Origin of the sequence: Rhizobium sp. WW22 (assembly GCF_047041135.1) — a bacterium.
GTDB lineage: Bacteria > Pseudomonadota > Alphaproteobacteria > Rhizobiales > Rhizobiaceae > Rhizobium.
In genome coordinates this window covers 104,265-128,326 of sequence record NZ_CP178199.1, presented here as the reverse complement: position 1 = coordinate 128,326, position 24,062 = coordinate 104,265, and the positions used below count along the sequence as shown (strand labels likewise).

The window sequence follows — 24,062 nt, the reverse complement described above, 5'->3', positions numbered from 1 at the left end:
TCTCAGAACCGGACGTGATACTCTCGCATCATCCGGCTCCCATTGTTCGACCGTATCCATGAAGCAGAGGCCAATGGGCGAACAGCCGAGGTTGGCGCTGCGCGATGCGCAAAAGCCAATGCCGGGATCGCCGCTTATGCCCACGCAAGGACTTGTACTTTCCCGAGGCCCATCGGGCCAAGTATCGCTCGACACTCCAGAGCGTAGGTTGGAGAGCTGAAGGACAGAACCGACCATAGTAATTGATCCAGCCGCGGATGTACGAGTTGAACATCCGTGCCAGATCATCGAGAGCCCTGTCACTGCGAAGGTGCAAGGACCAACTACGGATCGTGCCCCGTATCGCCTTGAGCGCCGTCGGACTGGCCGCAGGACCGAATGAAACACCCATGCCCCCGGCCTTCTTGCTCACAAGTCTCGGCCGGAAAGCGTAGCCGAGAAAGTCGAACTTGTAGACCGGATGAGTGCCTCGCCGACTTTCATCCCTGCAATAGACGATTTTGGTCTTGTCAGGATGAAGCGTCAGCCCACAATCAGTAAAACGCGCGTCCAGAGCGTTCCGAAGCGCCATCGCCTGGTCCTCGGTCCGACAATGACAGATCGCGTCGTCAGCATAACGCTCAAACGGAATGTTCGGGAAATTCCGACACATCCACATGTCAAACGCATAGTGAAGAAAGAGGTTTGCCAAGAGAGGGCTGATTACCCCGCCCTGTGGCGTTCCTCGTTCTCTGGCGACGAGATTTCCGTCCGGCATCTGCACTGGCGCTTTCAGCCATCGTTCAATGTATAAAAGCACCCACGGGCAATCGGTGTGCTTGCGCACAGCCCGCATCAGCAGGTCCGGTTCAATGCTATCAAAGAAAGCCTTGATATCGAGATCAAGAACCCAGTTGTAACGCCAGCATCGCTGCCGCGCCACGCTGATCGCATCGAGTGCCGATTTGCCGGGCCGATACCCATAGGAATCCGGATGGAATTCAGGCTCCACCGCCGGTTCCAGATGGCGTTTGACCACCATCTGCGCAATGCGATCGGCGACCGTGGGTATGCCCAGCGGGCGCGTCTTCCCATCGCTCTTGGGTATGTCGACCCGCCGCACCGGCGGCGGAAAGTAGCTGCCCGACGCCAGCCGATTCCAGAGCTTGTACAGGTTGTTCGTAAGATCAGCCTCAAAGTCCAAAATCGTCTGGCCGTCAATACCAGCCGCTCCTTGGTTGGCTCTAACCCTCTTATATGCTTCCCACACCTCCCTTTTCGGGATCGCGTACGGCTTTGCTCTATCCACGAGGATCCTCCCGTCGCCGGTTGTCCACGCTCCAGAGCTGAACAACGCAGCCCCTTCGCTCCAGCCCCATTACAGGACCTTCAGCACTACTACGGGCTGCTCCGCCCCTGTGCTCCGCTTCGGTAATCTCACCCTCGCAGGGACCGCCGGCTTGGGTTTCTCCCTTAACATCGGAGCGACAGGTTCCCGCGTTCCACACGAAAGCCTGGTTAAGAGTCACGCCGCCTTCATGCCGGATGCCGCCTGGGCAGAAATCAGGTCGCCCCCCAGACTTGTCCCGGGCTAACGAATTCCTCCCGGTTTCGACATCATCTTGCACTTTTCGACACGTCATCAGCGGTTCGCTTGCGCTCGTCTCTCTAAACCTCACCTGACGGACTAACGTCCGCCTTTTCTGCAACGCTCACCACCACGGCTCTTTACCGTTGCAGCTTGCAGTGGTTTGAAACCTACCCCTGACGGTCGGCTTCGAGGGACCATACCCTCATCTTCCGTGCAGCTCGGCTCCCACACTGCTGTGGGTGCCTCGCGGCATACTCTCGTCGAGGTGCCACTTGGCGGCAAGGTTGCCGCGCCATCGCCTCCGTAGTTGATAAGCGAATTTGAGGCCAAACTTCGCCGCCCATTCCGCGACGGTCTGAAACGAGACGTTAATTCCGCGCTCGGAAAGCAGGTCCTCGACGTCGCGCAGGCTCAGCAGAAACCGATAATAGAGCCAGACTGCATGGGCGATAATTTCGGCTGGAAAGCGATGGCGGCGGTAATGGTTAAGCGGCTCTTCGGTCATGCTGGTCGGATATCATTTCGCTCAGCAAAATCCGTTAAGGCGACGCCACCCTGTGAGGTGATATCACCAATCTACAGCCAGAACGAGACTTGCCGGCGCCAGCCGGTCCTTGTCTCCGGAAACAACCGCCGATATATATTCAAGGGCGTTCGCAATTCCGTTCATTGTGTAGGGCTTCTCAATAGCGCCAATCGCACCAGCGAAGTCCGGCGGCAGCTTTTTGATATTGCCGCTGACAAAGACGTACGGGATACCCCTTTCAGCAAGCGCTCGCCCAAAATCGATACCCTTCGGCCCGTCCTGCAACTGGATGTCCACAAAAGCAAATTCCGGTGGAGACGTTTCCAAAAATTCCAGTGCTTGAGCGCTACTTGCCGCCTGTCCGACAACCGTATGACCGGCAGCCTCGATCTCCCATTGGAGCTCCATCGCAAGCAACATTTCGTCTTCAACGATCATGACTTTCAAAGCAGTAGTTCCTCCTAGATTTCGATCCGTAAAGTGACGTCCACGGTCGTGTGCCGCCCTTCGCACTTTCGCTCGATTGTCGCGCCTACCTGAAGCGCCGACCTCTCCAGAAGCAGCCGACTCAATTCTGCGCTCACCTCATCCGGGGTAACCGGTTCCGATATATCCTCCACCCTGATGAGGAGGCATCCGTTGAAGTGTTTGACGACAACATGAATGTCACCTCCGCTGTCCCTGATCCCATGGCTGAGGGCATCGCCGACCAACTCGTTCACGATAAGCGACAGCGGCGACGCCTTCAGCGCAGGAACATAAGCCGGCGAAATATCGAGTGTCAGTCGTATATCATCACGTTTGATAGCTCCGAGGAGATCCAAAACGAGCTCATACGCGAAATCACCCAGGTCAAAGCGAGTGACGTCGTTGGTTGTAAAAAGCTTACGCTGGACGGTGCTTATCGCTTCGATTCGGTTGAGCACGGACATCAGCGCATTTTGCTGGCCATGGTCCTTCGTCAACCTTAATTGCATCTTGACGATCGAAGCCATGGTCAGAAGATTGTTTCTGACACGATGATCAACTTCGTGAATCAGCAGTGTCTTGGCCGCCAGCGCTGCGTGCAGATCGTTCGTACGATCCTTGACTGCTTCCTCGGCCTGGTGACGAGCGGACGCTAGGTCCGCCTCCCTGCTTCTAATGTTCGTAAAGTCGAGTTGCGAAGCGAAGAAATAGATAATTCTACCTTGCTGATCCCATACCGGGCTGATGAACAATGCATTCCAGAACGCGCTGCCATCCTTCCTATAGTTCAAAATGTCGACCGAGACACCGCGTCCGTTGGCAAGTGCATCGCGGACGACAGCAACGGTCTCTCGATTGGTCTCCGCACCCTGCAGAATTCGACAATTGCGCCCGATCAATTCTTCGTTCGAATAACCGGTTAGACGTTCAAAGGCGCCGTTGCAAAATATAATCGGATTGTCGTGCTGGTTTGGGTCGGTGATAATCATCGGCATGCGCGTTGCCTTGAACGCCGCAGCGAACGGATCTTCGCTTGAGTGAGCTGCTACAAGCCGTTCGCCGGCTCGCCTTGCCTCTTCCTGATCCTGATCTCGGTCCATAATACTCGATCCCGTGCCTAGAGGAGCGAAATTGGGGATATCCGATTAATTTCAACGGCAGGCAATCTTTCGGTTCATGGAACCAAGACACCGCATCTAGGGACATGCCATATCGTCAACCGACGAATACCAAAATGAAACCTTTGCTCCTTGTCCTAAATCGCATCTAAGTCCGATCGACGACTTTCCTCTAAACTGTGCCGGATTACTCTTTCCGACCAGAGATTTTCTATTGCATCCCACATCCGACACTTACAAAAATTCGCTCTAGCCACGAGCGATGCTTTGGCCGCGAACCAATTTGTGACTTTGATCTTCTGTTAGTACACATGACGGTCTCCGTTGAATTCCAGAACGAAATGATCGGCAAGAAGTATTGTTCCCGGGGCTATTTGTCTTCTCCACCAGCACTGGCGCTCAAACGCAATCAGATGCCTACGATAGGCGCGAGCAATCTGCCAAGAAATCCCTTGAAGCGCACACGTCCTTCGATAGCCGCCAGGGATATGCACTCGCCGTCGCTACCGATCACAGGACTATGATCCGTCTCATCGTCACCCTCTACGAAGTCACCTGCCTCGTAACGACTATCGCCATCCGAGAACGATCCTTTCAGGACCTGCGTCACCTCCAGGTTCGTATGCCCATGCGCCGGCATGCGCTTGTTCGCTTTAACCTTCAGCAAAATGACGTTTGCTTCTGGCGCATGGGGCACGCCGACACGGCTAAGCCGGACGCCTGGACCCACGGCACGCCAAGGTCCTACTTTGCAGCCAGCTAGCGGGCCTGGGAGAATAATGCCATCAATGGAAACCGGTGAGGGCTGCGGCGCGGTGCGACCCGCCCTGTGATCCAAGTCCAAACGCGCAAGCGTTTGTTCAAGAGCCTCGGGAGAAAGCGCCTGGGGGTCCGTCCGGACCAGCATCTCACCCCCAATGGCCTCGAAGATCGCCACGCGCCTCTGACAGAAAGGGCAACCACTCAAATGGGCGGCAACGACGAGCGCAGGACCGGCCGGCAACGTGCCTGCAGCAAAACGCAGGAGTGTCTGATCGCTGGGATGATGCTTGTTCGTCATAATGTTTCTTCCAGCATATCCCTAAGTTTTCCAAGCGCACGCCTGATACGAGACTTCACAGTGCCGAGCGGCAAATCCAATTCCCTGGCAATTTCAGAGTGAGGACGATCACGGAAAAAGGACAATCTGATGATCTCTTCCTGTTCGGAACTCAGCGCCTGAAGCGCGGCGCGAACCTTTTCTTCATCCGCTCTGATAAACAAAATCTCTTCAGGCGTGGGTTCAGCAGCCTGCATGACCTCAGTTTCGTCACCATACGGCTGATTTGACGACCTTGATTTCCGCTGAAAATCAATCCGCAAGTTGCGGGCTATCGTGAAAATCCATGTCATCGCACTGGCGCGCGCCGGATCGAAATAAGTTGCCTTGCGCCAGACCACAAGCATCGCCTCCTGGGCGATTTCTTCGGCAATTTCAGCCGTCGAGCCCGAGCGCATCATGAACGCCTTGATCCGGGGCGCTGCAAAATTGAAGAGCTCGGCAAAGGCCTGACGATCCTGACGGGTTGCTATCGTCAGAACAAGTTGATTGACCGCTTCGCGCGACAATGGATCGTGCTCGTGCAAAGTCGTCACCGCTCGTCTCCTTTCGAAGGAGATGATGCTGTTCTGTTTGCCACGGCTATCGATAGGCGGTGCTGAAACATTCATGCGCTTTCTACGATGGGCAATGCCGCTTGGATCCCATGATCCGATCCAGAAAAATCCACGTATCAGATTTGAAGAGCAGGAACAAAGGCTTCGGTTTGGCAAACGCCGTGCAGGAAGCGGGCCAGAAGAGAGATTATGATGCCGCGAAAAACAGTGGACCAACAAAAGCCTTTGGTGAAGGCCGGCCTCGCGGCGATCCCGGTTATCTTAACCCTTCTTCTCGGACAGTGGGCGACCCTGCCGAACATTGAGGGCTGGTACGCAGGCCTTGCCAAGCCCGCATTCAATCCACCGAATTGGATCTTTGGGCCGGTCTGGACCTTCCTTTATGCATCTATGTCGTTTGCGGTCTGGCGCATATGGATACTTCCAGGAGACCAACCGCAAAAGTCGGCGGCGCTCATTTGCTTTTATCTGCAACTGGCGTTCAATGCCGCATGGTCGTGGGCCTTCTTTGCGCTCCATAGCCCGCTGCTTGGCGTTATCAACATCGTTCCGCAATGGATTTTAATCCTGCTCACAATCTTCAAGTTTCGCCTTCTCGACCGGACCGCTAGTTACAGTCTTGTACCTCTCGCTGTTTGGGTTGCTTTCGCGATAGCGCTCAATTTCGAAATTTGGCGGTTAAATCTTTGAATGTGCAGGCTATCGCGAATAGCACTCACCCCTGATCCTCAGCCATGTGTAACAGTTCCGAGGAGACGCGCCGTTATCCATTGCCCGCAACCGGCGGCAAAGCCTGAGAGGACCGTACCCCAAAAAAGATCGGCTAAGGTCAGAACAGTCGACCAGTTCTTGAGTGTCGCCTGATTGGTCAGATCATAGGTGGCATAAGCCGTAAAGCCGAGCATCGCCCCGCACACTATCGCAGTCTGGATCGACTCCCCGATCAGACCGGGGCGAACAGCGAGAACCGTAAGTCCAAACGCATAAATCAGGTAGAAGGCGATGGCAGGCGCGAGCCGGAAGTCAGCTGTCAGTATCTCTGCCATTACAGGTCGGTAAAGACGGTCGGTCATGCTGCTCAGCCAGATAAAATCGATGGCGATGAACACAACCAGTGTGACGATATAGGCAACGACGTAGGTTTTCACCACATTCTCCATAGCGGCCTTCCTTCGGTCGATCAGCGGATGCGTGTCCAATCGACACCCCGGCAAATCAGGCCGGCGATAACACAGCCCCTCGTGGACATCCGATCACCATCCACTTTCACTGTGATCCGGTAGCTCAAATCACGTTGAGGATCGAAAGCCTCACCGGAATAGACGCCATCGTCACTGGGTTTGATCGTCATCACCAGCTTGTCGCCAGCCTTTTCGCTTGGCGTTCCCGGCTTGATCCACGTATTGGTTGCGCAGACGTCCGATCCGCAGGGTGCAACTCTCACTTTGGCATTGCCATCTGCCCGAGCCCATAGGCCCTCGATTTCGGCCGCTTGCGCATTAGTTGCAGATGCTGCGGCCAGATAAACAATCGCTCCAATCATCGCTCTCATGCCTGGATCTCCTTTTAACCGCCGACCTTCATGCGTGCTCAAGTGTATAAAGTCCGACGTCGATGCTCCCCTCCTCAAAGCCGGCTTCGCAATAACACAGGTAGTAGTGCCAAAGGCAACGGAATCGCTCGTCAAAGCCTAGGGCCGCAATGGTCGGCCAGCGCGCATGAAAACGGGTGCGCCACTCGAGAAGTGTTCGTGCGTAGGATTTGCCGAAATGTTCTCTTGCTGCCAGCCGGAAGCCCGCTTTTGCAACTGCCGCCTCCAAAGCGGAACCAGAGGGCAGAAAGCCGCCGGGAAAGACATGCTTCTGGATAAAATCGGAGCCGCGCCGATAGGCATCAAAGCGCTTTTCTTCAATCGAGATCACCTGCAGCACAGCCTTTCCACCTGGTCGCAAACAACGTTTCAACGTCGAGAAATATTCCGGCCAATAGGCCTCGCCTACTGCTTCGAACATCTCTATAGAAACGATGCGATCGAACTGGCCATCGAGATCACGGTAGTCCTGCAGGCGCAGGTCCACCTGCTCTATCACGTCAGCACTGGCGGCTGCCTGTCTTGCCCAGGCGAGCTGTGAAGGTGACAAGGTGATACCCGTCACCTTGGCGTTGGCACGCGCTGCCAAGAATACGGAAAGAGCACCCCAGCCACAGCCGATTTCCAAAACACTCTGGTTGTGATCGAGCGCAAGCTTTTTCAGAACTTGCTCTAGCTTCTTTTGCTGGGCGGCTTCGAGGGTGTGCGTACAATCATCATAAATTCCCGAGGAATATAGCATCGTCGGGTCGAGCCACTGTCTGTAGAATTCGTTGCCGAGATCGTAATGTGCCTCGATGTTGCGACGGCTGCCATGCTTCGTATTGGCATTGAAGAGATGCTTTGCACGATTGAACAGCCGCATTATCGCGCTGCCTTGGATAGCGGGTGCTAACGCTTGCGTATTTCTTGCCGCGAAGCGGATGACCGCCGTTAGATCGGGAGTCGTCCAGTCCTCATCGAGGTAACTCTCCGCAAAGCCGATATCTCCCGCAACGATCAGGCGAGGTAACATACGCCAACGCCGCATGTTGACGATCGCCTCGGGACCCGGTTCGGCACCGGATTTTTCGACCACCAGTCCTGAAGGCAGCGTGATCCTCAGATGGCCATAGCGCACGTTGCGCAATAGCCTCATGAGGAGGTGCCCGACAAGGCCGAGTCCCCCTATGCTATCGGACGCACGCATCGACGCCCTGGAGAAATCGTCAAAATGGCTCATGAATTTCAACCTTGGAATTGGGTATTTTCACTTCAGTGGGAGATGAGCAACCGAATGAAACAGAGCTTTCCGGAGGATGGGGACGTACCCGCAATCCAATACCTTTCAGCCAGATCTTCATCGCTTCCCAATGAATGCCTCCGACGACACGAAGCGTCAGAAAAGGGATCGCGAAAAACGCCTTAAGCAATGCGCGATCCGTAAGCTCGCTACGACGCGCCACATGCCTCGCGGTCAATACCGGCCCATCGCGATCGAAAGTCTCGATTCGGATCGAAAGAACGTCGGCGGGCGGCGACACGCGAAACTGATACCGCAGATCCATGTCCATAAAAGGCGAGACATAGAAAGCCTTGTCGCACTGCTGGATAATTTCCGGCGCATCGTTCGCCTCGACCGGGATCATATAGCCGTGACGCTCACCGAACGTGTTGTCCACTTCCCAGAGGATGGCTTTGAGCGACACATCCTTCGAATAACAGAAGAACACGCTCAGCGGATTGAAAGCCCAACCGAACAGTCGCGGCATTGTCAGCAGCCGTATTGGACCGCCATCCGGGTCGATACCGGCGCTTCGCATGTTCCTCTCGACCTGTTTCCTCAGATCGGATCCTGACCGGTCGCCTCGATCCTTGCGATAGAAGGAGAAAAGGTTGAAACGATCGATGGAGAGAAGGCGGAACCGCCGATCGATCTGGTCAAGCTCATCGAGATCGAGCAGCAGAGAATAGATCCGATAGCTAAGCTTGTGCTGCTTAGGCCTTACACGAGCATGTGTGACCAGGCCGGAAAAAAGCGCAGATTGAAGTTCCGCACTCATGCGGTAACCTCCACGCCCGGCAGCGGCTTGACAGGCTGGCTAATCGGCTGACGGACGATACGACCACTTTCCCGCGAGACCTGCCAAGGCCGCCGCAAGCCACCGAGATCCTCGGCGACCGCAAGGCCCGCCTGGATGCCATCCTCGTGGAAGCCAGAACCGAAATGCGCGCCACAAAACCAGGTATTGCGGATGCCTTGAAGCGACCAGATTTCCTTCTGTGCACGATCGGTCAATAGGTCGAAAACCGGATGTTCATATATCTCACGGCAGATGATGGTTTCCTCCTTTGGCGCTCTGCGCGGATTGAGGGTGACAAAGGTCGGCGGCGCTGAACCCAGCGGCTGCAGCTTATTCATCCAATAGGTGATGGAGGGTTGGCTCGGTCCGTCGCGCGTATCCGCTGTATAGTTCCAGCTCGACCAGGCAGCGCGCCGTTTCGGCATTAGCGAGACATCGCTATGCAGGACAGCTTCGTTACGCGAATAGCGGAAAGCACCCAGAATACGTCTTTCCTCGGTGCTTGCATCCACAAGCATTCGAAGCGCCTGATCAGCATGGGTGGCGATCACCACATCGTCGAAGAGGTGATGGCCGCCAGTAGCCGCCTCAAGCTCTACGCCTTGTGATCCGCGTCTTATCGACTTTACTGGCGTCGACAACCGGATACGGACGAAAAAGCTGTTGGTCATGCGGGCAACATATTCGCGGCTGCCGCCCCTTACAGTGCGCCAAATCGGCCGACCCCATAGATTGAGCAAGCCGTGATTGTTACAGAAGCGGACAAAACTTGCCGCTGGATAAGCGCCGATCTCCATCGCAGGGGTAGACCAGATCGCCGCGGCCATCGGGTAGAGATGGTCGTCGCGAAAGGCGCGACCATAGCCGTTGCATGAGAGATAATCATCGAGGGAGATGCCGTCCATGTCGGGCAAGTCCCGCGGGGCATCGCGATAGAAGCGCACCAGATCGCGCATCATTGACCAGAAACGCGGGCGGACAATGTTTGATTTCTGTGCGAAAAGACCGAGACCCGTACCGCCGGAATATTCATAGGCGCCGTCGTTGATCGAAACGGCAAAGGACATATTGGAGGCAGCCGTGGGCACGTCGAGCGTGCGGAACAACGCCGTCAAATTAGGATATGTGAGCTCGTTGTAGACAATGAAGCCTGTATCAACGGAAACAGCGCCTGCGGCGCTTTCGAATGTCACCGTATTACTATGGCCGCCGAGCCGATCGCTTGCTTCGAAGACAGTCACGTCATGGCGATTTGAGAGAAGCCAAGCTGCCGACAGTCCCGAAATGCCACTTCCTATTATCGCAATGTTCAGACGGCGGCCGCCGTTTCGATCGTAGTTACCCATAAAACCCCTCGGCTCCCGCAATAAGCTTTTGACTTTCAAGACAGATACGGAGGGCGGCGGCGGCTGGTTTCGCACAAAGAGAGATTTTTTCGAGTAGCACGAAACCGGTTCAACCGACCGTCCGTAAATAGTTCACAGCGACACAAGAGCGCATCAATGCGAGCGAACGGATGGATTGGTTTCTTCTAGCTATCGTGGCTGTCGGCATATCTCTGGCGATGGCCGCCGCCTGGATCGTGCAGCGCAAAACCGGTATGAGCGGGTGGATCGACACCATTTGGTCCGCGGCTGTGGGCTTGGGCGGCATCCTCACCGCCGGCTGTGCAGAAGGCTCATTCTCGCGCCGGATGACGCTGATAATGATCGTGGCAGCCTGGGCGCTGCGGCTCGCCTGGCATATTGGAGTTCGCACCAAAGGCGGCGGAGAAGATCCACGCTATGCCAAACTGATGAAGGACTGGGGCGCCAGTGCCAGCTCGCGGCTCTTTATCTTTCTGCAGGTTCAGGCTCTTGCGGCTTTCATCCTTGTATTCGCGATCTATCTCGCCGCGATCAATGACAAGGCCTATCCGGCGGTAACGGATTTCGTTGCCGTGTTGCTTTCCGCCACAGCCCTCGCTGGAGAGGCGCTTTCAGATGCGCAGCTTTCCCGATTTCGCAGAAGGCCAGAAGCCAAGACTGAGGTCTGCAAGACGGGGTTGTGGCGTTATTCCCGCCATCCCAACTATTTTTTCGAATGGCTGTTCTGGTGCTGCCTGCCGCTATTCGCCGTCACAAGCTCACCAACGAGCTTGTTATCGCTGCTCGCACCGGCGTTGATGTATTGGCTGCTGGTGCATGTATCCGGAATTCCCCCGTTGGAAGAGCATATGCTGCGCTCGCGCGGCGATAAATTTCGCGCACAGCGGAAGCGTGTGAACGCCTTCTTTCCAGGCCCTCGCAAAACCGAATTCGTTTCCCAAGGAGAATAGTCGATGAATATGCTGGCATTTGCGATCAACGCCGCAGAGCGAGCACCGCTTACGGACAGCATGACGCTGGCTGGGATAGATTTTCTCTGTGCACGCACCAAACACCGTCTGTCGCTGATTTCGCAAGATGCGGAAAATACGTTCGTCGAGGCAATGGGCAGTTTTCCGGTAGCGACGCACACTGATGAGGCCAACCGACAGCATTATGAAGTCCCGGCGGAATTCTTCAGCTTAACCCTGGGACCTCAACGAAAATACTCTTGCTGCCTTTATCCGGACCCCCATACGACGCTGGCGGAAGCTGAGACTTATGCACTTGCCGAAACTGTGGAGCATGCCGAAATCGAGGATGGAAACAGTATCCTGGAACTTGGTTGCGGCTGGGGTTCGCTGTCCCTTTATCTTGCAAAGCAATTTCCCAATTCGCGGATTACGTCGGTTTCGAACTCCACCTCACAGCGCGAATACATTCTCGCCATGGCGCAGAAGCACGATCTCGGCAATCTTACCGTCATCACGGCAGACATGAACGACTTTGCGACCGATGGACGCTTTGATCGCGTGATCTCGGTCGAGATGTTCGAGCATATGTCCAACTGGCGCACCTTGCTAGAGCGTGTCCGCGAATGGCTCAATCCGCACGGCAAGCTTTTCCTCCATGTCTTCACCCACAAGGACCGCTCCTATCGCTTCAACCACCAGGATCCGGCCGACTGGATTGCCCGTCATTTCTTTACCGGCGGCATTATGCCGGCACATGATCTGCCGTATCGCTTTGCCGATCTGCTTTCAGTCGAAAAGGAATGGCGCTGGTCGGGCATGCATTACCGCCGGACGGCACTCGACTGGCTCGCCAATTTCGACCGTGAGATCGACCGCATCCAGCCGATCTTCGCCAAGGTCTATGGGAGGGACAGCACACTCTGGCAGCGCCGTTGGCGGCTCTTTTTCCTCGCCACCGCTGGCCTCTTCGGCCACGACAACGGTCATGTCTGGGGCGTAGGTCACTATTTGCTGAGGCCAGCGGGATGAGGCGGCCGGCGCTCGATGCAAGGACCGGAGCAACGATTACCATTGCCTGGGTCATCTTAGCCAACAAGCCGTTCTACCCAATGTATGTTTGGTGGCTGGTTGGCGATGGCGTTGAAACATCAGCCATAACGCTCGTCGCCATTCCCTTTTTTCTGGCGGTACCTTTGATCGCTAGAAAATCGCCGTTTAGTGCCCGGCTGGCGCTGCCGCTGATCGGCACGATCGATACCGTATTCGAATCCATCGTTTTCGGAAGAGCGTCCGCCACACTTCTATTCCTTGCACCCTGCATGGCGCTGACACTAGTCTCGTTCCAACCCGATGAGAAATGGTGGCAGCGGGGCCTTGTTTGCTGCATCTTTGTCTGCTTTGCGATATGCTGGTGGAGGCTCAAGGACCCCGTCTTTCCATGGACCGGTGGCCAGATCGCAATGCTGATGAACATCAATGTCTTTGCAGTGGCCAGTCTGATGACCTTTATTGGCGCGCGCTATGCCGGCACATAGCCCGAAAACACGTCCTTCTAAACGAGCCGAGCTCAGGCGTAGCGTTGTAGAACTCTTCAACAATCGCTATATTCGGCGCTTTTGATGGGGTCCGAACCCACGACCCGCACCATTCGGAACCTAACTCGTTGATTTTGCGTGAAGGGGGCAACGGCGACTATATAATTTCGTGGCTAAAATCAAGCTGGTCATTGGCTACGATTGACGGCCGCCGCAAACGGCGAAATCAATCCGCTTTCATATAGCCCAGACCTTCAAAGCCCAACATTATCGAATTGTTCGAACTCAGTGAAACTGTGCCCGAGAATTGATGGGATAGTTGCCCAGCTTTTGCGAAGCCTGCAGTCCCTTCACTTCAGCTCTATCAAATCAGTGAAAACCGCCCGCCTTTGCAATTCCGCCAACGCACCGGGTTGATTGGCTGGGGATGGGTATTCATATTCCGTCACCCGAATGCGTCGATCGAACTCGCCTTGCGGCAGCGGGAGTATGAGCTGCGCGCCCAAAGTCCCGCTCGTGGCTTGTGGAACCGCCCGCCAGCCTGGAATCGCAGAATCCGCTTGCATTACCGTCGGCCCGCTCCAGTCGCCTGTCCCCTTGGGCCTTTGTTCTAAAGCGATTTCAACGACATTGCGCGATGGGCCGGCCTGACTTATGCCTTCGAGCGTTACGGAAATGTTCTGCGCATCGACCTGTGTCCAGCTTAGCGTTCGGCTTGGCATCAATGGCACGAAGCTTGTCTGCACGATTTTTGAAATCGCGCGCCCCTCCAAGCTCTCTGGCTGGTATCGGGCAACGCACAATTGTACGAGAGGAGCGTAAGAGAGGGCTGCCAATTGCGCGATGGCAATATCCGAATACCAGCATCCGCGCACTGCGTCGTACGAGACCTGGTGCGGAACGGCGATCACCGGACCCGACACACCGGGCGGCACGACCGTCACCCCGTCGGCTGTCCCTGAAGAAAGCTGGTCGCCGCGAAGCCAACGTTGTGTCGTGCCACTCTGCCAAAGCGGATCGCGCCCGACCTGGCTCACGCTATTGGCAAGATCAGGCCCCGGAGCGCCGTCCGCGCAGACGATCACCGCCTACCGCAAGGTTCTCGTAACCCTCGGTGCGGCCAGCACGAAGCTCGGACAGGACGACGCCCTCGTGTTGCCCCCAAAGCGAAGGTGCCAGCCCCGAGGAACGCAAGCGTTATGTCGACGCCCGTCCGTTGCCGGAGATGGTGAAGACCTACAAAGGACTCGCCTCTTCTTTGATGTCAGCGGCCATGTCACCCCCGGGGCCGTTAGGTCTTGTGACCGCCAAAGCTTAAGGTCCGCTTCTCTCCAACGTCGACCGCAGCTGTCTCAACAGAATAACCGATCCAACTGACGCTTCGCGTCCTCCTTCCCGGCCGTTGCAGAAAGCTGACAAAGGCGGAACTGCAAATCGATGTCGCCTTGCCTTTTAATCAGTCTTTCGAAAACGGTACCGGGCGCAAAAAGGGTGGCAAAGCGCTGGGGGCCATTGAGCCGGCTCCGAAAGGTTGTATCTTTGCCATGTCGCAAGTCAGGTGCGAAACTCTCGTCTCTGGCGGGACATTCGCATTCGAGAGCAGACAAGACGGAGTATGCATGCGGATCACCATTATTGTCCTTGGCATGTTGCTTTTCGCAGCAGCGGCAAATGCCCAATCGTCCCGGCAGGAGTTCACAGTTCCCACACCGAGCGGTGGAGTTTTGGTGGAAAGTTTCGGAAACTGCGCGAGCAAAAAATGTCCGGCAGTTCTGATCTTAAGCGGTAGCAAGGGTTTTGGCGCTTCGGCGTATGGCGAGCTTGGGCAGGCCTTCGAGGCAGCTGGTTTGAACGCATATCTCGTTCATGTCGTTTCGGCGGCTGACCTAAACGCCATCGTCAAGATGGACGGTGCATCCGCGCGGATAGCCTATTATGCGCGTCGATGGTCACAATGGACATCGGCCGTTCAAAGCGTAGCTGCGTATATTCGCGCTCAGTCACCTGGTCAGGTCAAGGTTGGTATTCTCGGAATTTCGCTTGGTGCGCAGATCGCCGCGGCTGCGTCGGCAGGGCGATCCGATATTGACGGGCTGGTGCTTGTCGACGGCGGTTTCCCAAATGGCTATTCGAAGCCTGTTCGTTCATTGCCGCCGTTGTTATTGATTTGGGGCAGCGCCGATCGGACTTTCCCGCTGGCAATCGGCCGGGATTTGCAACAGACGGCGCAAAGGCTCGGGAAGCCTGTCGGCCTCGACGTTTTTGAAGACGGCACGCACGATTTTTTCTTAAGATCCGGAACCCCCAACGCTGGCGCTGCTCATCGGAAAACGGTCGCGTTTCTAGCATCATATTTGTTACGATGATTCCGATTTGCGGGAACCGTTTCTCATTGTTTGCGGCGAATGGAGATTAGCAGGTTGCTGAGTTGACGAGATCGGCCAGCGGCGGGATCTTTGATCCGCCCGCGTCCAGCCCGAGGCGATCGCCAAGATAAATATAGAATGAGATACCAAGCTTCTGGCAGGTCTTCAGTAGGCCGAGTATGACGTCGCGAGCGATACGACCGTCAAGGCTCATGGTGCCGCCGGAGATCTTTCGCTTGGTCACGAAGGTCCTCAGATCGTTCTCCGAGGCATTGGTATGCAGCGGAATAGCGGGATGTTCGAGGACCTTGAGAAGCTCCCGGCGGCGCCGATACAAGCGCACCAGTAGCCTGTCGAGTGCGTCATATCCGGTGCGCAGGGTGAAGATGCGATCGAACCTGCGCCGGAATGCGTGGACTGCCTGCGGTGACGGTTGCTGCTTCCAGATCTTCAGCGCCTTGTAAAATCGCCAGACGAGGTAGCGGATCAACTCGACACATCGCACCTCTCGTCGCTTTGCCGGCATCAGCTTTTGCAACAGGCGCTCGCAATGAATCCAGCACAAAGCGTGATTGCCGACGCGGAACTGGCCAGCGTCGTCAGAGACAATGACCGTGTTGCCGAGTAGGCCGTGATGGCGGATCGTGCCCCAACTGCCGGCTTCGACAAGCGGGCGTATCAGTTGCCGGTCAAAGATATCAATACCTCAGCCAGTCAAGTACTCCAGGAAGGCAACCTGATCGGCAAAGATGGTGGTGGACCGGGTGACGAGCTTCTCGACGATAGCCTGCTCGACAGCACCCTGTGTTCGCAGCCAGTTCATCGCCTCCTCATTCAGGATATAGTCCTGATGACCTGCCTCCAGGATCGACAGGAAGTTGAGCCGCGATTTGGAAAAACCGGTGCGGAAGATGGAGAACCGCTCACCGCCGATCTGGGTGGTGTAGGCGTTGCGCCGGATATGGCGAGCGCCGGTGTCGTCGACGGTGATGAAGGGTGCCGAAACCAGCCCGGCATGCAGAACGGCGCTGTCTTCGGTTATAAACGGATCGAGACGCGTGGTCGGCAGCCGCAAGACCTGCCGCTTAGAGATCTCAATGCCGATGCTGTTGAGCATCTCGCTCAGCCTGGGCGTCGTGACCTGTCCTTGTGCATGGAGCGCCAGACAGATCCGACGCAAATTGCGACCAAAGCCGCAGGCGACTCCGTCTGGCAAGGGAGCCGTTATCAGTTTGCCCTGAGGCGTCCGCCAGCGTTCGCGCCTATAATGGACAAGTTCCGCGGCAAGTATCAGATCACGTACGAAGAAGCTTTTGTACCCTTTGAAGCGCGAGCCTTCGGGTATGTCGGCCTTCAGCGTCACGGTGCGGGTGATCCGGTTCTTGTCCCGCTTAGGGCCGCGGGCGGCTTGCCGGCTGTTCGATCATCCTCGGGATTAACCTTGCCCGGATCTGTTGCCTTGTCCATACCCGATGGTCGAAACGGCGGACGCTGCGGCAGTTTCTTCAGCCGTGCGATCTCGTCACGCAGTTGCTGGTTCTCGACCTTCAAGCGGACATTCTCCAGCCGGAGTTCGGCATTGTCTTGCCGCAAGGCTTCGTTCTCGGATCGCAGCGCTGCGACATCGGCCTTCAACGTGTGGAGCTCTTCGACAAGGCCGCCGACGAGCCGGCGCGTCGCCACCAGCGACAGCGTCTCAACATGCTCATCGGGCGGCAGCGACTTCTTGCCCATAGCGAGAAGGAATCATGATTTGCTCGCAGGCGGAATCGGCCACGATAGTCGTCGGATTCAAGGCCGATGGTTATGCACAGATAACTGCGCGCCCGTCGTTGCCAGCGCGGAAACTCCATCGGCGCCACCCCTTTTGCTCCGCGTACCCCGATCCCTCGATCATGTAAGGGGAGCAGATTTTCTGGCGATGCAGAACCGCCCGCCATGCAGAAGCGGGTTCTAATTGCGATGGACGGTGCAAGCTGTTTATCTAAGATGAGGAATTGCAAGTGGCTGGACAGCAAAAGGCTGCATTTGAGATGGCCCCCTATCTGCTATTATTTTTCATCTTCGTCACATGCGGCCTCGTCAATATGACACGCCCTCGAAACTCCATTCGACCAGCAAGTGAACGAGACACTGAAAACGCCTACAACGCGGCTTTCAAAGTTGAATCCAAGGAGACGGCAGAGCGACGAAAGCTCATAAGCCTACTTCTGGTGATCGCATTGCTAATCGACATGCTCCTCATCGTATGGATAGTTCGCTTTGCCTAATCAGCAGGTTTGCTAAGCGCGAAAAGCCCCGTGGATGCGGGGGGGGGGGTAGCTCCGTCCCAAGAAATGCCGAGGCCATTGCCGCATGGGAGAAATCCCCTATTGTCTGTTTGCCGACCATGGAGAAGCTAGCCCCGTTATGCGTGTTTTCGTTTTACTGATGGGTTTTCCTGGCGTCGGAAAGCTGACAATTGCAAATGAGTTGAGCACCCTCATTTCCGCAAAAGTCATTGATAACCATTGGTTCAATAATCCCATATTCCGCCTGCTAGATGACGACGGGACTACGCCCCTTCCAAAAGGGATATCGGAATACACCGGGAGAATCCGACAAGCCGTCCTAGACGCAATTGTTGCCTACAGCCCTCCTTCAGCGAATTTCATCTTCACGCAGGCTCTCACCGAAGATGACGAACGTAGCGTTCGCACGTTTCAACAGATCGCCAATGCCTCGCAACAATGCGAGGCTCTGATGGTGCCTGTCAGACTGCTTTGCGATGAGGAAGAACTTGTTCGCCGTGTCTCCACGCCTGCTCGTCGGGATCGGCTGAAGACGATTGATACACGAGCATCCAGAGAGAGAAGCAGCAAAGCTCGTGTCCTGAAGCCTTCGCATCCGTTTATCCTGGATTTGGACATCACGTCCAAAAGCGTGGAAGCTAGTGCAATAGCGATCCGGCAGCATATAAACTGGGTGAGCGCCGGCGAATCCGGTTTGCCCCCGACGGCAGATGCGGCCCGCTTGCAATAGGTCCGGTCTGTCTTTGTGGAAATATTCCCGCCGAGCAACTCCAGAGAAGCGTGCACAACGGTATTCTCCAGGGGCGAATTCTCGTTCTGGGGATTCCGCCACAAGGGCAAATCATGATTCAGTCCGGGGATGGCAAAGAGACGGCTCCCCGCACCTGAACATGCCGACACCCTATCGCTGAAGGCACTACGCAGTCTGGTGACTGGCCTTTTGGAGCGGGCTGAACAGGCCGAGGCTCGTCTCGAAAAGCTTGAGGCCGAAAACGCGGGGCTGTGGCTGGAAAATTCCCAGCTGAAGGTGGAGAACCAGCAATTGCGTGATGAGATCGCGCGGCTGAAGAACCTGCCGCCGCGGCCGCCGTTTCGGCCGTCCGGCATGGATAAGGCGACCGATATCAAATCTGGCGACAAACAGGCGGCCAAGAAGAAGCCGCGCGGCCCAAAGCTGGATGTGAAACGGGTCAGCTGGGAAGAGTTCTTGCGTGCCAGTGTTCCAGTCGGCTCGCGGTTCAAAGGCTATAAGAGTTGCTTCGTGCGGGAACTGATGCTGTCGGCCGAGCTTGTTCATTACCGACGCGAATGCTGACTGACCCCGGGCGGCAAGACGGTGCTGGCACCGCTGCCCGCGGGGATCACGGGTGGCTATGGGCCGAACCTCAGGCGGTTTTGCCTGATGCTGCACGCGCAAGGGCAAGTGACGACTGGGCGACTGATGACGTTGCTGAATGATATCGGCGTCGAGATCTCCAAGCGTCAGGTCGTGCGCCTTCTGACGAGGGAGCTGGATGGGTTTGTTGCCGAGGATGCGGCGGTGTTGCATGCCGGCCTGGTGTCGTCCTCTATGTCACGGTCGACGACACCGGCGCCCGCCATGCGCATGCCAACTTTTATACGACCCAGATCGGCGGCGAGCATTTTACCGTCTTCCGCACCACGAAATCGAAATCGCGGCTGAACTTCCTGTTGCTGTTGCGCGGCAACTACCAGGACTATGTCCTCAACGACGCGGCGTTCGGCTATCTGGAAGACCGTCGTGCCGATCCGGCACTTGGCTCCGAACTGCGCGGTGTCGAGCCCCGGCTCTTTAGTAACCAGGTGCCGTATATGGAATATCTGGCGCGCAGGGGTGTCGACATTTTTGACCGCCAGGGGATTGGTGTCCTGGCCGAAGCAGGCCTCTGGGGGTGTATTCGCCATCATGGGCTGGTGGGCGACGTGGTCATCGTCTCCGACGATGCCGGTCAGTTCCGCGTCGGCAATCATGCTCTGTGCTGGATCCATGCGGAACGGTTGTTACAGAAGCTGATGCCGGCAAAGGCGAAAGAGGTTCGATCGGTCGCGCTGGTTCGCGATCTCGTCTGGCGATTTTATAAGGCGCTGAAGGCCTGGAAACAAAAGCCGTCACCGCAGGCCATCCCGGCTTTCCGACGACGGTTTGACCGGATCTTTACCATGCGCACCGGCTATAACGCGCTCGACACATTACTGGTGCGTCTTCACCGGCGCAAAGACGAATTGCTGAAGGTGCTCGAGCGGCCGGAAATCCCGCTTCATACCAATGCGTCGGAGAATAATCTGCGAACCTTCGTCACCAAGCGCAAAATCTCCGGCGGCACTATGAGCAGAGACGGCCGGACTGCCCGCGACACCATGCTCGGGCTGATGAAGACCTGCAAGAAACTCGGGCTCTACTTCTGGCACTACCTCGGCGATCGGCTGGGAGTTGGCGATGGCAATCAGTCTATCCCGCCCCTGCCCGGCGCCATCCTCGCGCGTGGCTGAACCCGGATCAGCCCGATGAGGTCAGCTTGCCGGCGCCCGGCACATTGGCCCGGATCCATGCAGCATAATCGTCCTCGTTCAAAGTCAGGAACGGCATCTCCCGCTCGACCTGCGCTCGTATGTCGTCCTGCGTGATCCGGATCAGATGCGGCGAAATATTCCACTGCGTGTGGTCGTCGACTTGAATGCTCAACGTCTTGCGATTGCGACGGACGACAATGCCGCTGACCAGCGTATTGTCCGGCCCTTCGAACATCACGCGACCGCCGATCTTGATTTGCCGCAGCGCTCGCGCCGTCTTCTCCAGATCCAACACCTGCAGCCGCCCGACGATGCGGTCGTCCAGCGAGATCAGCGCCGCTTCATCTAAGCTGTCGATATCGATCTCATCCACTTCCACTGTGCCCCTCCCGTCGCTGATCGCGTCTTATGCTCCACAGCCAATTATGGTAGAAGAGCAACAACGGCACAATTGCCCGCCAAACCGGCAGTGCCAGAAAATCAGCCCCTTTTACCCCACGGCCATGGCAGCTTCTTGCTTTGTTAACCATATGAATTAACGCTGTTGTTTCGCAATAGTGAATCGAAATCGGTGTTTGTTTCCGTTGCTCAGATGGTGCTGTTCTGCGGTGATCACTAGCGATAGGTATCAAGTATCGATAGTAAGCCATCTGACGGCCCTTCCTTGCTATCTTCGGCCCAAAGCACTATCTTTGCGGCATAATATCCGCGTCAGGAGTGCCCAAATGTCCGAACCGCAGCTTTCCATCCGCAGCAGCAAGGCACGCGATCTGGCACATGCGCTGGCCAGACGCACCGGCCAACCAATCAACAAGCTCGTCGAAATTGCGCTCGAGCACTACGACCAAGAACTGCGGCAAAAGTCGGCACAGACGCCAGCCGACACGCTTTGGGAGCTGATGGCCGAGGGCCGCCGGTCCGTGCCACCCGGCACCACCTCCGCCCATGACGATCTTTACGACGAAAACGGTTTGCCGAAATGATTGCCGTCGATACGTCGGTGATTGTGGCCACGTCGCTGGGAGAGCCCGAAGCTGAACGGTTTCATGCGCTCGTCACCCGTGAGGAGGTCGTCATTGGCTGGCCGACCTTGCTTGAGGCACGAATGGTGCTCACCGGCAAGAGCTTTCCTAACGCCGCAGCCATCATTTCACAGCTCGTCGCTTTGCCAAATGTGACCGCTGTGGCCTTTGGCGAGCGGCATTACTATGCTGCCGAGAAGGCCTTCGACCTGTTTGGCAAAGGTCGCCATCCAGCTAGTCTCAATATGGGCGACTGCTATTCGTACGCCGTTGCCGCGATCGCCAAGGCGCCTTTGCTGTTCAAGGGGCAAGATTTTGGGCGGACGGACGTGAGATGTCATCCCGCATCGGCTACCCAATGACAAGGAAAACGATCGTCCGCATCTCCCCCGCCGATCCGGTGCTGGCGCGCGCCGAGGAGCTCGATGCGCTCGACGCCATCCTGCCTTTCGATCGCCGCGATCAGCTGGCAACGCTGCTGACCGACGAGGATGTCGCCACCCTCAAGCATCTGGCCAAGGAGGGCATGGGCGCGAATACACTGAGAGCGCTCGCCTCCGATCTCGGCTATCTCGAAGCCTGGTGCGAGTTGTCGACAGGCAGCCCCCTCCCCTGGCCGGCGCCGGAGAGCCTGCTCCTGAAATTCGTCGCTCATCATCTCTGGGACCCGGTCGAACGGGCCGAGGATTCTTCCCACGGCATGCCTGATGACGTCGAGATCGGGTTACGCGCCAAAGGCCTGCTGCGCGCCGAAGGCCCACACGCGCCCGATACCGTGAGGCGTCGCCTCACCTCATGGTCGATCCTCTCCCGCTGGCGTGGCCTAGCGGGATCCTTTACCGCTCCCTCGTTGAAGGCCGCATTGCGACTGGCAGTCCGCGCCGCACCCCGGCAACGCCGCAGCAAGAGCAGACGAGCGGTCACCGCCGACGTTCTGACAAAGCTGCTGGCCACCTGTAACGGCGAGCGCCTGGTCGATCTTCGCGATCGCGCCTTGCTGCTGACCGCCTTTGCCTCCGGCGGCCGCCGGCGCTCCGAAGTTGCCGGTCTGCGGGTCGAGGATCTGGTCGATGAAGACCAGGTCCATGCCGATCCACGAAACCCCGCCTCCCCCCTCCTGCCGTGTCTCACCGTTCATCTCGGCCGCACGAAGACGACGACGACTGAAGACCAGGCGCATGCCGTTCTGATCGGCCGGCCGGTTGTCGCGTTGAAGCGCTGGATTGAAGAATCAAGGATCGAGAGCGGACCGCTCTTCCGGCGGATCGACCAGTGGGGGAACATCGACCGGCGCGCGCTGACGCCGCAATCGGTCAATCTGATCCTGAAAAGCCGGTGCAAGCTGGCGGGGTTGGACGTAGAGATGTTTTCGGCGCATGGGCTGCGATCGGGCTATCTGACCGAGGCGGCCAACCGCGGCGTGCCGCTGCAGGAGGCGATGCAGCAGTCTTTGCATAAGTCGGTGGCCCAGGCCGCGAGCTACTATAACAATGCCGAGAGGAAAAACGGGCGCGCAGCGCGTTTGCTTGTGTAGCGGCACGGCTGGCTATCTGAGGCGAGAGTAGAGCATTTTTCTAAGTGTTCAATTTCCACTCGGATCAACGGCCGAACATCAAGAATGGCGAGAGCACCATACGCCTAGCTCGCCTTGATGCAAAATGGCTCAAGATCGACATATAGGCCCGGAGTCATACTGAAGCCGTCTCCGATTGTCTGGTCACCTGTTCTAGGCGGCAATGCCACGCCTTCCAAAGATGGTTTCAGTAGTTACCGGAGCAAAGAATCCTAATCCTTGGGTTTGCAGATGTGCTCGCGAAAATAAACAAGCGCCTCTTGGGCATTCTTCTGTCGAGATATTTTCGCTTCATCAGTGTATGGATACGGCAACAGAAAATCGCGTGAACGGGTCCACATACCTTGTTCCTCGAACACAGTCTTACCGGATCCATGATCACAGAACGAAAGCGGCACCGACTGGACACATTGTAATTTCGCTCCTTCGAAACGCACCTCTTCCGCCACGCCATCGAATATCGGCCTAATTGTTACCGCAGTCAGGCCGCTGAAATCGAATTGGTAAACACTGTCGTTCGAGCTTTGCCCCGTTTTCTCATTTATAGTTGCAGTTTCGGCCCCCAAATTCGGGTTATCGAATATTTGGACGCGCACTCTGAAGGTGCAATTGTCCAGCTTGGTCACGGACAGCGAGGAAATTTGTCTTGAGCGATGTGAGCCGTCTTTTGCGATGCCGTTTTCATCTACAGCTAAAGCTAACGGCTTTTCAGAGACCTTTCTGGCAATACGAACACCTGTAAACTGTGGGCTTCTGATATCGACCTTGTCGCCTTCTTCGAAGCCTAAAATCAAATGGGTGACTGCTTCGTCAGCATCCCTATTTTGAAATGAAGCTGCAGATAATGGAGATGGCAGAAGAGCTAACGCAACGACCGTCGCGACAATGGCGATATTCATTATATTTTCCCCATTCGCATCAAGTAAGGTTATGCAAAAGCGCTCTTATGCTGTTTACGTTACCAAAGGTCTATGCATTTTCGATCACGTTCCCGGCAATCCTGCCGATATCCTCGAATGGTACCTTGTGCGCGATCAGCATGAGCTTGTCGAATTGCTGGCCTTTGCTGCAGCACATGCCATCGACGCAGTGAAGGAAAAGTATGATTTTCGCAAGACGCAGCGCCCGCGCCGAGGTGCTGGTAAGGCTCTCGACCTCGACATGAGCAATCACTTCGAGGCGACGGTGGGAAGGTATTTAATCACCTCACCCGCGATCGTATCGAAGCCGCATTGACAGAAATCAAAGGACCGCGGGATCAATCGTATGAAGAAGGCCGAAGCCGCATCTATGCCGAGGCTCAAGCCCAGGGCACGGCATGGCTCCCCTCGCCGCTGCGTGTCGCCATGTTCAAGGTACAGGGCGGCAATGGCCTCTTGTCAGAGGCCTATGCGGGGGAGACGGCAACGACAATACTGCAGGCGTGATTAA

General features: G+C 56.4%; 29 protein-coding genes and 1 pseudogene. 13 read left to right on the top strand and 17 right to left on the bottom strand.

The annotated features are described in order from the left end of the window. Positions 1 to 28 precede the first annotated feature (28 nt). The 6 genes and pseudogenes from ltrA to ACK83U_RS19465 form a co-directional block, all read right to left on the bottom strand. A complete protein-coding gene (gene ltrA / locus ACK83U_RS19490) occupies positions 29 to 1,288 on the bottom strand; it encodes a group II intron reverse transcriptase/maturase (RefSeq protein ID WP_112611032.1) in 1,260 nt (419 codons plus the stop codon). Between the two features lie 538 nt (positions 1,289 to 1,826). After that, positions 1,827 to 2,075: pseudogene (locus tag ACK83U_RS19485) on the bottom strand (IS6 family transposase); the annotation flags it as partial. 63 nt (positions 2,076 to 2,138) lie between these two features. Next, entirely contained in the window at positions 2,139 to 2,543 is a 405-nt protein-coding gene (locus ACK83U_RS19480) for a response regulator (RefSeq protein WP_112401218.1), read from the bottom strand. 14 nt (positions 2,544 to 2,557) lie between these two features. After that, a complete protein-coding gene (locus ACK83U_RS19475; protein WP_112611389.1) occupies positions 2,558 to 3,667 on the bottom strand; it encodes a PAS domain-containing protein in 1,110 nt (369 codons plus the stop codon). 424 nt (positions 3,668 to 4,091) lie between these two features. Further along, on the bottom strand, positions 4,092 to 4,742 hold the full coding sequence (locus ACK83U_RS19470) for a ChrR family anti-sigma-E factor (protein ID WP_112611387.1): 651 nt from the start codon (positions 4,740 to 4,742) through the stop codon (positions 4,092 to 4,094). Beyond that, positions 4,739 to 5,392 carry a sigma-70 family RNA polymerase sigma factor gene (locus ACK83U_RS19465; RefSeq protein ID WP_412474968.1) on the bottom strand — a complete coding sequence of 218 codons (654 nt, stop codon included), beginning with the start codon at positions 5,390 to 5,392 and terminating at the stop codon, positions 4,739 to 4,741. Before ACK83U_RS19465 ends, ACK83U_RS19470 begins: the two co-directional genes overlap by 4 nt. Before the next feature lie 135 nt (positions 5,393 to 5,527). On the opposite strand from ACK83U_RS19465, the gene ACK83U_RS19460 reads away from it, so the two are divergent. Further along, a complete protein-coding gene (locus tag ACK83U_RS19460) occupies positions 5,528 to 6,028 on the top strand; it encodes a TspO/MBR family protein (RefSeq protein ID WP_348648158.1) in 501 nt (166 codons plus the stop codon). Between the two features lie 38 nt (positions 6,029 to 6,066). Here ACK83U_RS19460 and ACK83U_RS19455 read toward each other — a convergent pair whose 3' ends face one another. The 5 genes from ACK83U_RS19455 to ACK83U_RS19435 are packed head-to-tail and all read right to left on the bottom strand — an operon-like array spanning position 6,067 to position 10,338. Then, positions 6,067 to 6,486 (bottom strand): DUF2177 family protein, encoded by a 420-nt coding sequence (locus ACK83U_RS19455; protein ID WP_162708126.1) that lies wholly within the window; start codon positions 6,484 to 6,486, stop codon positions 6,067 to 6,069. 32 nt (positions 6,487 to 6,518) lie between these two features. Beyond that, positions 6,519 to 6,890, bottom strand: a complete 372-nt coding sequence (locus ACK83U_RS19450) for a DUF2147 domain-containing protein (protein WP_112611383.1) — start codon at positions 6,888 to 6,890, stop codon at positions 6,519 to 6,521. Between the two features lie 28 nt (positions 6,891 to 6,918). Beyond that, entirely contained in the window at positions 6,919 to 8,151 is a 1,233-nt protein-coding gene (locus tag ACK83U_RS19445; protein WP_112611381.1) for an SAM-dependent methyltransferase, read from the bottom strand. Then, positions 8,138 to 8,971 (bottom strand): DUF1365 domain-containing protein, encoded by an 834-nt coding sequence (locus ACK83U_RS19440; protein WP_112611379.1) that lies wholly within the window; start codon positions 8,969 to 8,971, stop codon positions 8,138 to 8,140. The genes ACK83U_RS19445 and ACK83U_RS19440 overlap by 14 nt, the downstream gene beginning before the upstream one ends. Beyond that, the gene (locus tag ACK83U_RS19435; protein WP_112611377.1) at positions 8,968 to 10,338 is read right to left on the bottom strand and encodes an NAD(P)/FAD-dependent oxidoreductase; all 1,371 of its coding nucleotides are present in this window, start codon (positions 10,336 to 10,338) and stop codon (positions 8,968 to 8,970) included. Before ACK83U_RS19435 ends, ACK83U_RS19440 begins: the two co-directional genes overlap by 4 nt. 170 nt (positions 10,339 to 10,508) lie before the next feature. Here ACK83U_RS19435 and ACK83U_RS19430 point away from each other — a divergent pair, with 170 nt between their 5' ends. The 3 genes from ACK83U_RS19430 to ACK83U_RS19420 are packed head-to-tail and all read left to right on the top strand — an operon-like array spanning position 10,509 to position 12,847. Continuing rightward, a complete protein-coding gene (locus ACK83U_RS19430) occupies positions 10,509 to 11,309 on the top strand; it encodes a DUF1295 domain-containing protein (protein ID WP_112611375.1) in 801 nt (266 codons plus the stop codon). Between the two features lie 3 nt (positions 11,310 to 11,312). Beyond that, positions 11,313 to 12,341 carry an SAM-dependent methyltransferase gene (locus ACK83U_RS19425; RefSeq protein WP_112611373.1) on the top strand — a complete coding sequence of 343 codons (1,029 nt, stop codon included), beginning with the start codon at positions 11,313 to 11,315 and terminating at the stop codon, positions 12,339 to 12,341. Next, positions 12,338 to 12,847 (top strand): hypothetical protein, encoded by a 510-nt coding sequence (locus ACK83U_RS19420; RefSeq protein WP_112611370.1) that lies wholly within the window; start codon positions 12,338 to 12,340, stop codon positions 12,845 to 12,847. Before ACK83U_RS19425 ends, ACK83U_RS19420 begins: the two co-directional genes overlap by 4 nt. A gap of 350 nt (positions 12,848 to 13,197) precedes the next feature. Here the strand turns inward: ACK83U_RS19420 and ACK83U_RS19415 are convergent, their stop codons facing one another. Continuing rightward, positions 13,198 to 13,791 (bottom strand): hypothetical protein, encoded by a 594-nt coding sequence (locus ACK83U_RS19415; RefSeq protein ID WP_162708122.1) that lies wholly within the window; start codon positions 13,789 to 13,791, stop codon positions 13,198 to 13,200. A gap of 675 nt (positions 13,792 to 14,466) precedes the next feature. Here ACK83U_RS19415 and ACK83U_RS19410 point away from each other — a divergent pair. Next, on the top strand, positions 14,467 to 15,213 hold the full coding sequence (locus tag ACK83U_RS19410; RefSeq protein WP_112611366.1) for a dienelactone hydrolase family protein: 747 nt from the start codon (positions 14,467 to 14,469) through the stop codon (positions 15,211 to 15,213). A 46-nt stretch (positions 15,214 to 15,259) separates the two neighbouring features. Here ACK83U_RS19410 and ACK83U_RS19405 read toward each other — a convergent pair whose 3' ends face one another. From ACK83U_RS19405 to ACK83U_RS19395, 3 genes are all read right to left on the bottom strand, one after another. Continuing rightward, complete coding sequence (locus ACK83U_RS19405) at positions 15,260 to 15,739, bottom strand: IS66 family transposase (protein WP_246712210.1); 480 nt, start codon at positions 15,737 to 15,739, stop codon at positions 15,260 to 15,262. A 180-nt stretch (positions 15,740 to 15,919) separates the two neighbouring features. After that, on the bottom strand, positions 15,920 to 16,330 hold the full coding sequence (locus ACK83U_RS19400; RefSeq protein WP_412474967.1) for a hypothetical protein: 411 nt from the start codon (positions 16,328 to 16,330) through the stop codon (positions 15,920 to 15,922). A gap of 242 nt (positions 16,331 to 16,572) precedes the next feature. Further along, positions 16,573 to 16,947, bottom strand: coding sequence for a cell division protein ZapB (locus ACK83U_RS19395; RefSeq protein WP_246712212.1), 375 nt, complete (start codon positions 16,945 to 16,947; stop codon positions 16,573 to 16,575). Positions 16,948 to 17,622: 675 nt separating this feature from the next. Here ACK83U_RS19395 and ACK83U_RS19390 point away from each other — a divergent pair. The 3 genes from ACK83U_RS19390 (at position 17,623) to ACK83U_RS19380 (ending at position 20,015) form a co-directional block, all read left to right on the top strand. Next, positions 17,623 to 18,234 (top strand): phosphotransferase-like protein, encoded by a 612-nt coding sequence (locus ACK83U_RS19390; protein ID WP_112611362.1) that lies wholly within the window; start codon positions 17,623 to 17,625, stop codon positions 18,232 to 18,234. A gap of 129 nt (positions 18,235 to 18,363) precedes the next feature. After that, the gene (locus tag ACK83U_RS19385) at positions 18,364 to 18,819 is read left to right on the top strand and encodes a hypothetical protein (RefSeq protein ID WP_112611360.1); all 456 of its coding nucleotides are present in this window, start codon (positions 18,364 to 18,366) and stop codon (positions 18,817 to 18,819) included. A gap of 518 nt (positions 18,820 to 19,337) precedes the next feature. Then, positions 19,338 to 20,015 (top strand): IS66 family transposase, encoded by a 678-nt coding sequence (locus ACK83U_RS19380; RefSeq protein WP_412475041.1) that lies wholly within the window; start codon positions 19,338 to 19,340, stop codon positions 20,013 to 20,015. A gap of 7 nt (positions 20,016 to 20,022) precedes the next feature. On the opposite strand, the gene ACK83U_RS19375 is transcribed toward ACK83U_RS19380, so the two are convergent. Further along, the gene (locus ACK83U_RS19375; RefSeq protein WP_183715474.1) at positions 20,023 to 20,415 is read right to left on the bottom strand and encodes a hypothetical protein; all 393 of its coding nucleotides are present in this window, start codon (positions 20,413 to 20,415) and stop codon (positions 20,023 to 20,025) included. Positions 20,416 to 20,761: 346 nt separating this feature from the next. Here ACK83U_RS19375 and ACK83U_RS19370 point away from each other — a divergent pair, with 346 nt between their 5' ends. From ACK83U_RS19370 to ACK83U_RS19360, 3 genes are read left to right on the top strand one after another with little or no spacing between them, the layout of a single operon-like run. Beyond that, positions 20,762 to 21,019 (top strand): type II toxin-antitoxin system VapB family antitoxin, encoded by a 258-nt coding sequence (locus ACK83U_RS19370; RefSeq protein WP_112611358.1) that lies wholly within the window; start codon positions 20,762 to 20,764, stop codon positions 21,017 to 21,019. Further along, positions 21,016 to 21,420, top strand: coding sequence for a type II toxin-antitoxin system VapC family toxin (locus tag ACK83U_RS19365; protein ID WP_112611356.1), 405 nt, complete (start codon positions 21,016 to 21,018; stop codon positions 21,418 to 21,420). The genes ACK83U_RS19370 and ACK83U_RS19365 overlap by 4 nt, the downstream gene beginning before the upstream one ends. Then, positions 21,417 to 22,592, top strand: coding sequence for a site-specific integrase (locus ACK83U_RS19360; RefSeq protein WP_112611354.1), 1,176 nt, complete (start codon positions 21,417 to 21,419; stop codon positions 22,590 to 22,592). The genes ACK83U_RS19365 and ACK83U_RS19360 overlap by 4 nt, the downstream gene beginning before the upstream one ends. Positions 22,593 to 22,843: 251 nt before the next feature. Here the strand turns inward: ACK83U_RS19360 and ACK83U_RS19355 are convergent, their stop codons facing one another. Continuing rightward, on the bottom strand, positions 22,844 to 23,530 hold the full coding sequence (locus tag ACK83U_RS19355; protein ID WP_112611352.1) for a hypothetical protein: 687 nt from the start codon (positions 23,528 to 23,530) through the stop codon (positions 22,844 to 22,846). Between ACK83U_RS19355 and ACK83U_RS19350 the strand changes: the two genes are divergently transcribed. Continuing rightward, the gene (locus ACK83U_RS19350) at positions 23,517 to 23,867 is read left to right on the top strand and encodes a hypothetical protein (protein WP_162708120.1); all 351 of its coding nucleotides are present in this window, start codon (positions 23,517 to 23,519) and stop codon (positions 23,865 to 23,867) included. The two genes, ACK83U_RS19355 and ACK83U_RS19350, sit on opposite strands and share 14 nt — an antisense overlap. Next, positions 23,864 to 24,058: a hypothetical protein gene (locus ACK83U_RS19345; RefSeq protein WP_112611348.1), complete on the top strand. Its 195-nt coding sequence runs from the start codon at positions 23,864 to 23,866 to the stop codon at positions 24,056 to 24,058. The genes ACK83U_RS19350 and ACK83U_RS19345 overlap by 4 nt, the downstream gene beginning before the upstream one ends. Positions 24,059 to 24,062 lie beyond the last annotated feature (4 nt).

Excerpts from the sequence above, each read along its gene's own strand:
- ACK83U_RS19350 (WP_162708120.1), top strand. The coding sequence starts at position 23,517 with ATGGCGATATTCATTATATTTTCCCCATTCGCATCAAGTAAGGTTATG.
- ACK83U_RS19435 (WP_112611377.1), bottom strand. The coding sequence starts at position 10,338 with ATGGGTAACTACGATCGAAACGGCGGCCGCCGTCTGAACATTGCGATA.
- ACK83U_RS19470 (WP_112611387.1), bottom strand. The coding sequence starts at position 4,742 with ATGACGAACAAGCATCATCCCAGCGATCAGACACTCCTGCGTTTTGCT.
- ACK83U_RS19465 (WP_412474968.1), bottom strand. The coding sequence starts at position 5,392 with ATGAATGTTTCAGCACCGCCTATCGATAGCCGTGGCAAACAGAACAGC.
- ACK83U_RS19410 (WP_112611366.1), top strand. The coding sequence starts at position 14,467 with ATGCGGATCACCATTATTGTCCTTGGCATGTTGCTTTTCGCAGCAGCG.
- ACK83U_RS19365 (WP_112611356.1), top strand. The coding sequence starts at position 21,016 with ATGATTGCCGTCGATACGTCGGTGATTGTGGCCACGTCGCTGGGAGAG.
- ACK83U_RS19420 (WP_112611370.1), top strand. The coding sequence starts at position 12,338 with ATGAGGCGGCCGGCGCTCGATGCAAGGACCGGAGCAACGATTACCATT.
- ACK83U_RS19390 (WP_112611362.1), top strand. The coding sequence starts at position 17,623 with ATGCGTGTTTTCGTTTTACTGATGGGTTTTCCTGGCGTCGGAAAGCTG.
- ACK83U_RS19450 (WP_112611383.1), bottom strand. The coding sequence starts at position 6,890 with ATGAGAGCGATGATTGGAGCGATTGTTTATCTGGCCGCAGCATCTGCA.
- ACK83U_RS19405 (WP_246712210.1), bottom strand. The coding sequence starts at position 15,739 with ATGCCGGCAAAGCGACGAGAGGTGCGATGTGTCGAGTTGATCCGCTAC.
- ACK83U_RS19430 (WP_112611375.1), top strand. The coding sequence starts at position 10,509 with ATGGATTGGTTTCTTCTAGCTATCGTGGCTGTCGGCATATCTCTGGCG.
- ACK83U_RS19355 (WP_112611352.1), bottom strand. The coding sequence starts at position 23,530 with ATGAATATCGCCATTGTCGCGACGGTCGTTGCGTTAGCTCTTCTGCCA.
- ACK83U_RS19360 (WP_112611354.1), top strand. The coding sequence starts at position 21,417 with ATGACAAGGAAAACGATCGTCCGCATCTCCCCCGCCGATCCGGTGCTG.
- ACK83U_RS19370 (WP_112611358.1), top strand. The coding sequence starts at position 20,762 with ATGTCCGAACCGCAGCTTTCCATCCGCAGCAGCAAGGCACGCGATCTG.
- ACK83U_RS19400 (WP_412474967.1), bottom strand. The coding sequence starts at position 16,330 with ATGCTCAACAGCATCGGCATTGAGATCTCTAAGCGGCAGGTCTTGCGG.
- ACK83U_RS19425 (WP_112611373.1), top strand. The coding sequence starts at position 11,313 with ATGAATATGCTGGCATTTGCGATCAACGCCGCAGAGCGAGCACCGCTT.
- ACK83U_RS19395 (WP_246712212.1), bottom strand. The coding sequence starts at position 16,947 with ATGGGCAAGAAGTCGCTGCCGCCCGATGAGCATGTTGAGACGCTGTCG.
- ACK83U_RS19380 (WP_412475041.1), top strand. The coding sequence starts at position 19,338 with ATGGAATATCTGGCGCGCAGGGGTGTCGACATTTTTGACCGCCAGGGG.
- ACK83U_RS19445 (WP_112611381.1), bottom strand. The coding sequence starts at position 8,151 with ATGAGCCATTTTGACGATTTCTCCAGGGCGTCGATGCGTGCGTCCGAT.
- ACK83U_RS19385 (WP_112611360.1), top strand. The coding sequence starts at position 18,364 with ATGGCAAAGAGACGGCTCCCCGCACCTGAACATGCCGACACCCTATCG.
- ACK83U_RS19440 (WP_112611379.1), bottom strand. The coding sequence starts at position 8,971 with ATGAGTGCGGAACTTCAATCTGCGCTTTTTTCCGGCCTGGTCACACAT.
- ACK83U_RS19460 (WP_348648158.1), top strand. The coding sequence starts at position 5,528 with ATGATGCCGCGAAAAACAGTGGACCAACAAAAGCCTTTGGTGAAGGCC.